General features: G+C 47.9%; 7 protein-coding genes. 2 read left to right on the top strand and 5 right to left on the bottom strand.

The window, feature by feature from the left end:
• Window positions 1-33 precede the first annotated feature (33 nt).
• From RC73_RS17545 to cysB, 3 genes are all read right to left on the bottom strand, one after another.
• On the bottom strand, window positions 34-1,035 hold the full coding sequence (locus tag RC73_RS17545; RefSeq protein ID WP_039035869.1) for an NAD-dependent epimerase: 1,002 nt from the start codon (window positions 1,033-1,035) through the stop codon (window positions 34-36).
• Between the two features lie 40 nt (window positions 1,036-1,075).
• Complete coding sequence (locus RC73_RS17550; protein WP_039035870.1) at window positions 1,076-2,239, bottom strand: nucleotide sugar dehydrogenase; 1,164 nt, start codon at window positions 2,237-2,239, stop codon at window positions 1,076-1,078.
• 308 nt (window positions 2,240-2,547) lie between these two features.
• Window positions 2,548-3,522 carry an HTH-type transcriptional regulator CysB gene (gene cysB, locus RC73_RS17555; RefSeq protein ID WP_039035871.1) on the bottom strand — a complete coding sequence of 325 codons (975 nt, stop codon included), beginning with the start codon at window positions 3,520-3,522 and terminating at the stop codon, window positions 2,548-2,550.
• A gap of 227 nt (window positions 3,523-3,749) precedes the next feature.
• Here cysB and RC73_RS17560 point away from each other — a divergent pair, with 227 nt between their 5' ends.
• Window positions 3,750-4,529, top strand: a complete 780-nt coding sequence (locus RC73_RS17560) for a hypothetical protein (protein WP_039035872.1) — start codon at window positions 3,750-3,752, stop codon at window positions 4,527-4,529.
• Between the two features lie 239 nt (window positions 4,530-4,768).
• Here RC73_RS17560 and topA read toward each other — a convergent pair whose 3' ends face one another.
• Window positions 4,769-7,408: a type I DNA topoisomerase gene (topA, locus tag RC73_RS17565; RefSeq protein WP_039035873.1), complete on the bottom strand. Its 2,640-nt coding sequence runs from the start codon at window positions 7,406-7,408 to the stop codon at window positions 4,769-4,771.
• Window positions 7,409-7,745: 337 nt separating this feature from the next.
• Between topA and astB the strand changes: the two genes are divergently transcribed.
• Window positions 7,746-9,080: an N-succinylarginine dihydrolase gene (gene astB, locus RC73_RS17570; RefSeq protein ID WP_039035874.1), complete on the top strand. Its 1,335-nt coding sequence runs from the start codon at window positions 7,746-7,748 to the stop codon at window positions 9,078-9,080.
• Between the two features lie 346 nt (window positions 9,081-9,426).
• On the opposite strand, the gene RC73_RS17575 is transcribed toward astB, so the two are convergent.
• Window positions 9,427-13,509 carry an SslE/AcfD family lipoprotein zinc metalloprotease gene (locus RC73_RS17575; RefSeq protein ID WP_082014366.1) on the bottom strand — a complete coding sequence of 1,361 codons (4,083 nt, stop codon included), beginning with the start codon at window positions 13,507-13,509 and terminating at the stop codon, window positions 9,427-9,429.
• Window positions 13,510-13,548 lie beyond the last annotated feature (39 nt).

A 13,548-nucleotide genomic window follows, 5' to 3' on the forward strand; every position in this document is an offset into this window, starting at 1 on the left:
GTTTCAGTTCTGAAGCGCGCTATGGCTCTTTTATCAATAAAAGGCTTTATACCAATCGGCAAAGGCTTTGACCCCTTCACGGATCCCAACTCTAGGCTTATAAGCCACGGCACTATATAGATCTTCGGTATCAGCCCAAGTGGCCTGGACATCACCATCTTGCATAGGCAGCATAATTTTTTCAGCTTTTTGCCCGAGCGCTGCTTCAAGCTCACTGATAAAATCCAATAAACGAACCGGGCTGCCATTACCTATGTTATAAACACGATATGGCGCACTGCTGGTTGCCGGGGAGCCCTGTTCTACCGTCCATTCGCTCTGCCGTATTGGCACTTTATCTGCCACTCTGATGATGCCTTCGACGATATCATCGATAAAAGTAAAATCACGGCTCATATTCCCCTGATTGAACACCTTGATGGGCCTGCCAGAAGTAATGGCATCGGCGAACAGCATAGGTGCCATATCCGGGCGTCCCCAAGGGCCATAGACAGTAAAAAACCTCAGTCCAGTTGTGGGCAAGCCATAAAGATGCGCATAGCTATGTGCCATCATCTCATTGGCTTTCTTAGTCGCCGCATAAAAAGACACCGGATGGTCGACCGAATCATTCGTCGCGAATGGCATCTTCTTGTTGAGGCCATAAACCGAGCTGGAAGAGGCATATACCAGATGTTCAATGCCATGATGACGGCAGCCCTCCAACACAGTAAGCGTACCGATAAGATTACTGTCCGCATAAGCATAGGGGTTTTCAATTGAATAGCGAACCCCAGCCTGAGCCCCCAAATGGATGACCCGCTTAAAACCACCTTTGGCAAAGAGTTCAGCCATAGCCTCCCTGTCAGCCAAATCAAGCTTTTGAAAATGGAAATGGTTAAAGTCAGCCAGTTTTTGCAATCTGGCCTGCTTTAAACCGATATCGTAGTAATCATTGAGGTTATCGATACCAACAACTTCAAACCCCGCTTCACACAAACGTTCGCAGACGCGGGCCCCGATAAAACCGGCTGCGCCGGTAACCAAATATTTCATACCACTGTTCTCATTTAACTTTCAGCATGGGAAGCCGCTTTCAATCGTTACCAAAGAGATCCCGGGTATAAACTTTATCCGCAACATCTTTTAGTTCATCAACCATACGGTTCGAAATAATGACATCTGAAACTTTTTTAAATTCAGTAACATCGCGTATCACTCTAGAGCGGAAAAACTCATCACTTTCCAGCACAGGTTCATACACCACCACTTCAATCCCTTTGGCCTTAATTCGTTTCATCACACCTTGCACCGCCGAAGCGCGGAAATTATCAGATCCGGACTTCATGATCAGTCGGTATACGCCAACTACTTTGGGTCTTTTGGCAATGACGGAATCTGCAATAAAGTCCTTACGGGTTCGGTTGGCATCAACGATTGCCGCTATCAGGTTGTTGGGAACCTGGTTGTAGTTAGCCAGTAGTTGTTTGGTATCTTTAGGCAAACAGTAGCCACCGTAACCAAATGAAGGATTGTTATAATGACCGCCAATACGGGGATCCAAACACACCCCCTCTATTATCTGCTTTGGATCCAGGCCATTGGTTTCCGCATAAGAGTCAAGTTCATTGAAATATGCGACTCGCATAGCTAAATATGTATTGGCAAAGAGCTTAATAGCTTCAGCCTCCGTACTACCGGTAAAGAGCACGGGAATATCTGGCTTTAACGCTGCGTCAACAAGCAATTGAGCAAATCGTTCGGCTCTCTCTGAGCGTTCACCAACAATAATTCGAGAAGGATAAAGGTTATCGTACAAAGCCTTACCTTCTCGCAAGAACTCAGGTGAGAATATGATATTGGCCGTACCATGCCTGTTTCGCAATGCTCTGGTAAAACCAACAGGCACAGTAGATTTAATGATGATACAAGCGGCAGAATTAACCGCTATCACATCTTCTGCCACGGCTTCTACTGTGCTGGTGTCAAAGTAATTGGTCTTGGGATCGTAATCCGTTGGCGTAGCAATAATCACATAATCTGCGCCCCGATAGACCTCTTTGTCCGTTGTGGCAGTTAACTGCAACTTATTGCTCACCAAGTATTGCTCAATAAGCTCATCGGCTATGGGCGAGCGACCGGCATTGACCATTGCCACTCTTTCTGATGAGATGTCCAACGCCCACACCTGATTATGTTGTGCCAGCAAAACTGCGTTTGACAGGCCAACATAACCTGTTCCAACAACCACTATCTTCATTTTTTCCCCCAACTGCTTACGCTGTACGCTAACTTAACACAGTGGTGAAACCAGAGATATACACAACGAGTCTAGCCCCTAAGGGGATTAGACTGGTGGCTGCTATGCTAATTATTGACAAACACCGTCCACTTACGCCATGGCACAGCCGGGATAACCGAACCATAGCGCAGCAATGAGCAAGGACTTTGCATAAAGAGAAGAAAAATCTCCCTATTACAGGGTTGAAGCTGAAAGCACGGAACTGATACTTGTCGTCAGTCTATAAAACCGGCTCAGACCGAAGACAAGGCTTTCATGCAGCGGTTTCAGCGCAGCGGCAATTCGACATCAGCAAACATCTGTTCTATCAGCTGTGCATCACGCAGGGCCACTGCCTTCTCCACTACATCCCGGGTCAGATGCGGCGCAAACCGCTCAATAAAATCATACATGTAGCTACGCAGGAAACTGCCCTTTCTAAAGCCTATCTTGGTGGTGCTGTGGGCAAACAGATGGCTGGCGTCTATGGCGACCAGATCCTTATCGATTACAGGGTCGATCGCCATGGAGGCGATTACGCCCACCCCGAGTCCCAATCTGACATACGTCTTGAGCACGTCGGCACTGGTGGCACTGAAAACGACCCTGGGCTCAAGCCCCGCCCCATGAAAACCACGCTCAATTTCCGAGGCCTTATCAAAACCAAACACATAAGTGACCAGAGGGAAGCGCGCCAATTCTTCAATGCTGATCCGGCTACGGCTGGCGAGCGGGTGATCCCTGGATACCACCACAGAACGATTCCAGTGATAACAAGGCAACATGATGAGGTCGGAATAAAGATGCATCGCCTCGGTGGCAATGGCAAAGTCGGCATCACCACGGGCAGCTGCTTCGCTTATCTGTGAAGGCGTACCTTGATGCATATGTAGATTCACCTTGGGGTAACGTTCGATAAAATGCTGGATAATCTGTGGCAAAGCGTAGCGGGCTTGAGTATCTGTGGTGGCAATGTTCAGTTCCCCCTGATCCGGCTTAGTGTATTCTTCAGCCACCTTCTTGATACTTTCGACTTTACCCAGGATATCGTTGGCAATTTTAATGACCAGCTCGCCGGCCGGTGTCACATGAGTCAAGTGTTTGCCGCTGCGCCCGAAGATCTGGATCCCCAGTTCATCCTCCAGCATGCGTACCTGCTTACTGATCCCTGGCTGAGAGGTGTAAAGGTTCTCAGCGGTCGCGGAAACATTGAGGTTATGATTAACCACTTCTGCAATATATCTGAGCTGTTGCAGTTTCATCTTTAGATCCTTGAACTTCAGCCCCATTCAGGAGCAGAATTGAGTGTTGGAATACCGGACATCTATAATTAATGGTTATAGTATAAAGCAATAACTAAATCAAACAGGAATATAGCCGCGAATGCGAGCTATCTTCAGGACAGATACCTGGTGCTGGGCTAAGATAACTAGGCTAGTTTATTGATTTATTGTAGCATTAACATAATGATAAAATTTACGGACAGGCTATGGCATTTACTCTCGTACTGCTGCTGATAGGTGCTCTTCTTTTGCTGGTTATCGGTATCAATGTTATTCAGCAACAAAAAGAGCGAGTCGAGGCCGAACGTCGTACTGAGTTGGCTCGTCAACGAGCGATTTTGGACGAAACTGAAGAAGTTCTCTCCAATACCGGCATGTTTCCATGCTCTTCACAAATCGTTTTGGTGCTCTACAAGCGCATTCAGGATGCCGCAAGAATTGCCGTTACCCTGAGTAAAGCCAACCAAAAGAGTGACTATGAACGACGGCTGACCGACCTTGACGCGCTGATCACCAATCTGCAAAACAGTCCCCAACAAACACCTGCGATAGAGAGTTTTCGTCTGCCGGACAACGACCGTCAGGTATTGGTACTGGTACAGACTTTGAAAAAGCTCAAGGCGATTTTGCGTGCCGAGCATAACAAGGGCAAAGTCGATCCTACTGTTTTTTCCACTGAAGAAGGCCGTATCGATAGCCTGCAACTCAGGATCAATGTCGAGAGTATGCTATCCCGTGCCCGTGCCGCCAGTTATATGAAACAATATGGCTCATCGAGGCAGATGGTGACCAAGGCCCTCGGCACCTTGCATACCATCAAGGCGCAAACCCCAAACGATCCTTTCATTGCCCGCAAAGTGGATGAAGCCAAGCAACTACTCGATGAAATCATGGGGGCACAAAAGATGGCTCAGCCCAGTGCCCCAAAAACCAAAAGTGATGAAGATGATATCGATGTGTTGTTCCAGCCTAAGAAGAAATGGTAAGCCGTCAACTTGACCTAAAGTAGCTTCAGGCAAGCACAGTTCAAAAAGCGCCTTCAGGGTGCTTTTTGGCTTAATCCTGTCCAATCAAGACTCTATTCTCCGATTACCTCTCTGCCAAATCCATCTTGAATAATCCAAGCGGGTAACAGTTGTTTCCAATGACGACCAAACATAGGCCTCCGGAAACAAGAAAGCCCTGCAACGGCAGGGCCTTCTTAACTCAGGTCTTTACCTGAAACTTAACTCTTGGCTTTCTTTTTCTTGGTGTTTTCAGCAAACCACTTGCCATCACGATAATGAGCAACCCAGCCGGTAGCCTTACCGTCAACTTCGCTGGCCACATACTGCTCTTTAGTCTTGCGACTGAACTTCACCAGAGTCGGATTACCTTCATCATCTTTCACCGGCGCATCGGCCAGGAACTGATATTTGGGCCACAGCAACTCGCGATACTCCACCAGCTCAGAGACCAATGGTGCACGGGTTTCGCGGGATCTCGGGAAAGTACTGGCAGCCAGGAAGATGCCTGAAGCCCCATCACGCAAGACAAAATGAGCGTCTGACTTGCTGCACTTGAGCTCAGGTAAGGGAATAGGATCTTCCTTAGGCGGCGCCACCTCACCATTTTTAAGCAGCTTACGGGTATTTTTGCACTCACTGTTGGTGCAACCAAAATACTTACCGAAACGACCGTTCTTTAGCTCCATATTACTGCCGCAGCGGTCACATTCTATTACAGGGCCTTCGTAGCCCTTGAGCTTGAACTGTCCCTTCTCGACTTCATATCCAGGGCAAGCAGGATTGTTACCACAAACATGCAGCTTGCGAGTTTCATCCAACAGATAGCTATCCATGGCAGTACCACAGATGCCACAGCGATGCTTGGCTCTGAGTGCCTCGGTTTCGGCATCTTCACTCTCGCTAATCGCTTCTTCACCCGGAGTCAGGTTCAGCGTGGTCTTACAACGCTCTTTGGGTGGCAGCTCATAGCCGGAACATCCCAGGAACACACCAGTAGTACCAGTTCGGATCCCCATTTGGCGACCACAAGTAGGACAAGCTATATCTGTCAGCACCATCTGGTTGGGGCGCATACCGCCCTCTTCCGGTGGCAGCTCAGCATGTTGCAACTGCTTGGTAAAATCTTTGTAGAAGCCATCAAGCACCTGTTTCCAGTCGAGTTGCCCCTGAGCGACGTTATCCAAGGTCTGCTCCATACCGGCGGTAAAGTCATAGTTCATCAGGTTGGAGAAGTTTTCCACCAGACGTTCACTGACAATTTCACCCATCTTCTCGGCGTAGAAACGGCGGTTTTCCACCTTCACATAACCACGATCCTGGATGGTGGAAATAATAGTGGCGTACGTAGAGGGGCGACCTATGCCACGCTTTTCCAATTCTTTAACCAGAGAGGCTTCACTGTATCGCGCCGGTGGCTTGGTAAAGTGCTGTTTGGGATCCAGTTGTTTCAGATCCAGTTTATCGCCCTTGGCCAGATATGGCAGAGTGACTTCTTCTTCATTCTTGCGCTTGACGGCAGATTGTACCCGGGTCCAACCATCGAATTTCAGGGTGCGACCGCTGGCTTTCAGCTCAAACTCACCGGCCTTGACCGTGAGTCTGGTGGCATCATATTGAGCAGGAGTCATCTGACAGGCAACAAACTGGCGCCAGATAAGCTCATAGAGCCGCTGAGCGTCACGCTCCATGTCGGTCAGTGACGCAGCGTGCACAGAGACATCTGAAGGGCGAATCGCTTCGTGAGCTTCTTGTGCGCCCTCTTTGCTGCCATAACGAATCGGTGCATCCGGCAGATACTTGTCGCCGAACTCTTTGGCAATCATGGTTCTGACGTTATCCAGCGCTTCCTGGCTCAGATTGGTAGAGTCGGTACGCATATAAGTGATATGACCCGCCTCATAGAGACGCTGGGCCATCATCATTGTCTTCTTCACTCCAAAGCCGAGACGGGTACTGGCAGCTTGTTGCAGTGTCGAGGTAATAAAGGGAGCGCTGGGCTTGCTTTGAGTGGCCTTATCTTCGCGGCCAATTACCTCATAACTGGCCGATTGCAGTGCGGCCACCGCGGCCAGCGCCTGGGATTCATTAACCGGCTCAAATGCTTTGCCGTTTTGCTTGACCACTTGCATGGTCAGGGCATCATCGGTAGCAGTCGCCAATTGTGCATGCAGATCCCAGAACTCTTCCGGCACGAAGGCTTTGATCTCGGCTTCCCGCTCAACCACCAAACGCACGGCTACCGACTGAACCCGCCCGGCAGAAAGGCCTCTGGCGACCTTTTTCCACAGCAGTGGCGAAACCATAAAGCCCACGACTCGGTCGAGGAATCTCCGCGCCTGCTGAGCATTGACCATGTTGTTGTCAAGATCACTGGGTTTGCTGAAAGCATCCTGAATAGCGCTCTTGGTGATCTCATTGAACACCACCCGCTTATAACGCGAATTGTCGCCGCCTATTACCTGCTGCAGGTGCCAGGCAATCGCTTCCCCTTCTCTATCCAAATCCGTCGCGAGATAGATTTCATCGGCAGAATCGGCCAGCGCTTGTAGTTCTTTTACCACCTTCTCCTTACCAGGCAGAATTTGGTAGTTGGCTTTCCAGCCGTGCTCAGGATCAACCCCCATACGGGCGACCAGAGCCTTTTTCTCTTTCACCTTCTTGTACTTGGCCTTTTCTTCAGGTGACATCTTACGCACTTCAGCGGCGCTTTTGGCCTTGCCGTTGGCGTCGGCGGAGGAGGAAGTCGGCAAGTCACGTATGTGACCCACACTCGACTTAACGATGAATTCTTTACCAAGATATTTGTTGATAGTCTTGGCTTTGGCCGGCGATTCGACAATAACTAGCGATTTACCCATAGTGTGATTTGCGCCAAACGATCTCAGAACGGTGAAAATTGGCACCATATATAGAGGGTTGTCCACGGACTTTCAAGTTAATCCCTCTTTTATGTGTACCGGCGACTCAATTTTTAAGCAGGGTTAAAAAATTGTACAAAATAATATTGCGTAATTAAAAACTAATATTTCATTATTTCACGGCAAGCAAGTAATAGTTATGCATTTGTGATGAAAAAGCACTTTTTGCAGCCTTCCTGGTCGACTTGTGAAGCCTTGGGGCTCAAGTATACTGGAGCCAGTCCAAGGCCTGGATTGGGCCTCTATAACAACCTCAAATACCCCAAAAGGACAAGCAATGAAGCATTTTGAAGCGAATTTTGACGGATTGGTGGGCCCCACCCACAACTATGCAGGCCTGTCGTTCGGCAATGTCGCCTCCCTGAACAATGCCGCCCAGGCAGCCAACCCCAAGGCGGCGGCCAAACAGGGCTTGCAAAAGGCCAAGGCCCTGGCCGACATGGGGATGGTCCAGGGCATTCTGGCGCCGCAAGAACGCCCTGATCTACATACACTGCGCAGAATAGGCTTCAGTGGCACGGATAAAGAAGTGTTGCAAAAGGCAGCCGCGCAGGCACCTGCTGTTCTCAGAGCCTGTTGCAGTGCTTCCAGCATGTGGACCGCCAATGCGGCAACCGTATCCCCAAGTGCCGATACCCATGATGGCCGCGTGCACTTTACGCCGGCCAACCTGGTGGATAAGTTGCATCGCTCAATCGAGCCGCAAACCACGGGCAACATTCTCAAGGCCATTTTCAGCGACAGTCGCTATTTTGTACACCACCAGCACCTGCCGGAACACAGCAGTTTTGGTGATGAAGGCGCTGCCAACCACACCCGCCTGTGTCAGGAATATGGTCATGCCGGAGTCGAAGTCTTTGTTTACGGCCAGGAAGCTACCAACCCTCAGGCCATAAGACCGAAGAAGTTTCCCGCCAGACAAACGCTGGAAGCCTCGCAGGCAATCGCCCGTTTACATCGTCTCGATGAAGACAACACTGTCTTTATTCAACAAAATCCTGAGGTGATAGATCAAGGCGTATTCCATAATGATGTGATCGCTGTCGGTAACCGCAATGTGCTTTTCCATCACGAGCAGGCCTTTGTCGATACCAAGGCCAAGCTGGCAGAGATCCGCGCCAAGTTGGAAGGTGATATCCATTTCATTGAAGTACCGACCGCCAAAGTCAGTATTCAGGATGCGGTCAAATCCTACCTGTTTAACACTCAGCTATTGAGCATGAGTGACGGCAAGATGGTTATCATAGCGCCAACCGACTGTGCCGAGAATCCAGCGGTAAAAGCCTACCTGGATGAATTGCTGACTCTGGATACACCAATTCAGAAAGTTGAATACTTTGATGTTAAACAAAGCATGCAAAACGGTGGTGGCCCAGCTTGCCTTCGCCTGAGGGTGGCTATGAATGATGCCGAGTTGGCAGCCATCAATCAGCACGTTCTGCTCGACGATAACCTGTTTACTCGCCTCAACGCCTGGGTGGACAAACACTACCGCGATCGCTTGTTACCCGCAGACTTGGCCGATCCACAATTGATAGTCGAGTCCCGTACCGCACTGGATGAACTGACTCAGATAATGAAACTCGGCAGTGTTTATCAGTTCCAGAGATAAGTTTTAGCTTAATTTCTACATTTCAAATCACTTCCGCACAATATCGGCCTCTGTTCTTGAGGCCGACTTTTTGCAACTAAAAAATTTCCGTCAGGCACTTGGGGCTCTTGTCAGAGCGCCATCTATATCCTTGATGAGTAACCAAAAGAATAATGGGCAGGTGAATGATTAATCCGTTGAAAGTCATGACGTTAATCAGTAACCTGTCGGCATCTGTCTATTCGGCACCAGCAACCGCCACTCAGCACTCCGTTGCGCTATTTTGATTGGTTCACCTCAGGTAATCAAAATGCATAAAAATCCCCCAACCTAGGTTGAGGGATTTATCGTTAATCAATTAAATATCCTAATTGAGGGAGTTAACTGCCAGCGGATCCTTTGTTGGCTTGCTCAACTTGAGTTGGTCTAGTGTACTAAGACCTTTATGGCTGATCCCACCACTGTACACTTTGCTCCCATCCGGGTTGGTCATAGAAGTTTCACCAACATTCCAAGTGGTAAAGAAGTCACGTAAGTCGTAACCGGACACGTATGAGCTGCATACCATCATAAGATCACCGTTAGATAAGCCCGTTGCCTGTGAACTACAGTAGTTTATACCGCCATTATCACCTTGCACGTCGCCGCGAGCCTTACGATGCATCAACTTGAACATATTCCAACCTTCATCTGCACCATAGATGGATGGTTTATCCTCCGAATCTGAGTACCAGTCATCAATTTTAAAGTGTGCTTTGGCCCAAAGTTTAAGTTGACCGAACATCACCAAACGCATCCCCGCATCACCATGGGACCAGGCATGACCGGCATTGCCATCAAGCCACAATGGCGCTTTTTGGATATCAGCCGCTATACGATCCATTCGAGGATTGTCATTACGGCCCTCAAGCTCCTGCATATACAACGCCAACAGGTTATTGGTAACTTCTGTACTGCCGGGAGCATTAAAAGGAGCAGAAGCTAGGTTGTGCCCCACTTCATGCCACAGCAACCAATCATTTATGGCATTGGTTGGAACACTAGTGGCATCGGCGTTAAAGCCAGAGTTCATCACAGGGTAACCCGAGTGCGCAGCACCAATGGAGATCTGCACATCGTTAACAAAGCGATGACGGAACTCTTTCAGATCTGTGTAGGTAAAGCGGCGATGCCGGCCTTCATCAGTTCTTTCATCACGACCATAGAAATCGCTTGCTGCCTCAGCAAAACGGTTCATATCCGCAGCGAATTTATCGACATTCATCAACTGCACATTCTGTACCGGCGTAGTGTAAATAAATGACCCGGTATCAATTTCAGCAATAGGTGCCGTTGCGGACTCCAGGCTGTGTATCCATTGCCCCTCCTTCCACCATGCTGCGGTTTCTACTCCTTCCAGGTTAAAGGTAACTTCGCCTAGCCCCTGCTCTTTGGGCTGAATATAAATCAAACCACCATAAGGCGTTTTAAAGGACTTACGTACACCATTATAGTCGTAGCTGGTTTGCATCCGTGGTGGACGCTTTAAACCCAACTCATGGTTTGGCCTACCCGTTAGATCATCTGCCATCATGACAGTAATGGTCGCTTCCACTCCCCCGGTAATGGTCACCTCTTGCAGTTGAGGAGCCCAGTAACCTGTGGATTGATTATTACTTGCAGAGTAGGTGACAGCTTTACCATCCGTTTGAATGTGAGCTGTGCCGTTAGACACCACCCCGGGGGTGCGTCCCGGATATTGAGTGGTATCGACAACAATGTCATGATCCCAGAATGAACGTCCCAACATGATTCGGGTTAATGGTTTTTCCATATAGTTCAATGGATAACTGGGATTCATTTGACCTTCGAGGTCACCAGCACCATAGATCATGCCGTTACTGACCAGGGAGGCTTTCAAATCCAGCGGACATTTGGCTTCCTGGGTATCAGCTTGATGCTTATCGTCCGTGTAACAGTTCAGGAACTGCACCGCTTGTTTAAAGCCCAGTTCATCTTGAATTTCTGTCTCATAACGGTAAGGGTTGTCATTCCACATCCAAATCGCCAGATTATCGTAAGTTTGATTCAGCTCGGTCGCTGATAAACGACTACCTTGTTTGCCTTTGGTGCGGTAGTAAAGCTCATGCTTGTATAATGCGGTAAAGTTCGCGCCCAGGTTTGCGGCTTTCACCATACTTTCGACAACATCTTTACTCACTTCATAACGGTCAAAATCCGGCCGGTGATAGGCACCACGAACTGTGTAACCATGTCCGGAACGAGTTTCAATACAGTTAAACTCATACTCGTAGGCATTGTTACACACTGGCGTGCCTTCAAAGGCAGCTTGAAGCTCTGCGATTGCCGCTTCACGTTCTTCAGCTGTATTGACAAAGATACGAGCATGTTTTTTCAACATTACAGGGTTGCCTTGCGGATCAAACTCTGGATTACCGTCGGCATTTAACTTAGGTACCTCATAAGTCGGGATCTCAAATTTGATCTTGGTTTCATCTTTGATCCACTCGACAGTGCCATCCTGATTGACAGTAAATGGCTGCTTACCCTCATGGTCTTGAAAGCGCTCCAAAACCACCATCTCGGAACCACCTTTTACATGCAGGTTTGGATAGGCTTCCTGACAATAATAAGAACTGCCACAAAATGCTTGATTTGTCGGGGTCACATTTTGGCCGCCGACAGAGATACCCGCCGCATCGGCCAATCGACCAATCGGCTCTGGGTTTGCGGTTTGAATGGCATCCATAAACAAGATATTACCGCCGTCATTCACATACTTGATTAGTGCCGTAACATCACTTTGAGTCAGGTTCGGATTATCCAAATCTGCCACGAACTGATTTGTCATCCCATCTTGGATCAGTTTTGGTGGATATGCCTGCAAAATCAAAATCGGGGTGGCTTTGGCTGAAATATTGTTAAAGCTACCTTTACTCAGTTGAGTAAGCTCACCAAAACCGAAATCAGGACTAACAAAAAAGTCATATTGCATCCCTAAGCCACTATTGGCATGAGCAAAATATGCTTTATCTATGTTAGTACCAATAGCGATACCTTGTGTTGGGTTATTATTATTAAACCACTGGAACAAGTTAACAAAGAACTGCTTCATACTGCCATGGTCATCATGCTTTGGGTTTTCAACCTTAGTGGAAGTACAGCTCTTAGCCGAACTGTCGATCTTAACAGAACGGTTATTCCAATAATTGTCCGGGCATGAAAGAATGCTTGGGTACAATCCATTTCCCATCATCACAATCTTACCTTGGCCAATCTCACCTGCTGTAACAAATGGGAAGCCAAAGGTTGCGTTGTCTTTACTCACTGTTGGAATCGCAGGCATATCAATACCCGGCCAAGTCGCGATATAAGGGCGCCCCTCGCGGGTCCACGCTTGTGGTTCACCAAAATCAAGTTCACGGTTTATATCAGAGCGCGGCATCATCATAGGAAACGCGCGATTGGAAAGATTCAATGCCCGCATGCCACGAGTATAACCGGTTGCACCGTAAAAACTGCCGTTATCATTAAATACATGGAATGTATTTACATCGCGAAAAATGGCATTTAATGATTCAGTTACGTATTCACCATTATCTAACGAAAAAACCTGTGGTTGAGATTGCGAATAACTGAATGCCATCGGCTGACGTAATTCTTGATCTATCCAGGCAGTCAAACCTTTACTGAACTGTTCATCGAACTCATTGGGCAAATTAAAGTCAGAACCCTCAAGCTTTCCGCCATTTGGCAGTGAAAGGTTGATAAGCTCATTAATTACGTTTGGATACATAGCAAACGTATCCCTGATCTCTGTGGTAATTTCAAACTTACCATTCAAGTTTACAGCATAACGCTCAATGAGTGCCTGGATATTGGCTTTCGTGACATCATTATCCGTTACATCGGTTAGCTTATAGTCAACTTTATTACCAACAACCTTACCAAATTCAAAAGTGTCAATACCAAAGGTTAAGGTATCACCCCAAAGGTATTCAAACTCACCATTATCATCCGTTAAACCTATAGAGTTTGCGGAGAAATAACTTACACCAACAAGAGGTTGACCATTTATATCCGTCAGCTTACTGCGGGTAAGAACTTTGCCTTCTGCAGTTGGTTTATAAGCGTAGCTCGACTCAGCATTAGCAGATACAAACTTTGCATTCAGATCGCTATCAGCATCTGCGTCAACCGCTGGTGTCACTTTGTTATCAACGTGAGAGCTTGGCGCCTTACCGACTTGGTCCGTGGCCGCCTCCTCTTTCGAGGCAAAGTAGGCATCAATGACTTCATCACTTAGACCTTGACTAAACACTTCTTCGATATCAAATGAATCAATCTCTGTTAAACAGATTGCATCTTCATTCTCGCAAGCATCGATTGATTGTAAGACTTCAGTGACCCGCTTACCGTGCAGGCGAGTCAGTTCAAAAGAGGCCCGAATTCAGATAATAAGTGCACCACTCATGGTTAAACGGTGAGG

It is taken from the genome of Shewanella sp. ECSMB14102 (assembly GCF_000813075.1).
GTDB lineage: Bacteria > Pseudomonadota > Gammaproteobacteria > Enterobacterales > Shewanellaceae > Shewanella > Shewanella indica.

Coding starts and splice junctions, on each gene's coding strand:
- RC73_RS17545 (WP_039035869.1), bottom strand. CDS start 1,035: ATGAAATATTTGGTTACCGGCGCAGCCGGTTTTATCGGGGCCCGCGTC.
- RC73_RS17550 (WP_039035870.1), bottom strand. CDS start 2,239: ATGAAGATAGTGGTTGTTGGAACAGGTTATGTTGGCCTGTCAAACGCA.
- cysB (WP_039035871.1), bottom strand. CDS start 3,522: ATGAAACTGCAACAGCTCAGATATATTGCAGAAGTGGTTAATCATAAC.
- RC73_RS17560 (WP_039035872.1), top strand. CDS start 3,750: ATGGCATTTACTCTCGTACTGCTGCTGATAGGTGCTCTTCTTTTGCTG.
- topA (WP_039035873.1), bottom strand. CDS start 7,408: ATGGGTAAATCGCTAGTTATTGTCGAATCGCCGGCCAAAGCCAAGACT.
- astB (WP_039035874.1), top strand. CDS start 7,746: ATGAAGCATTTTGAAGCGAATTTTGACGGATTGGTGGGCCCCACCCAC.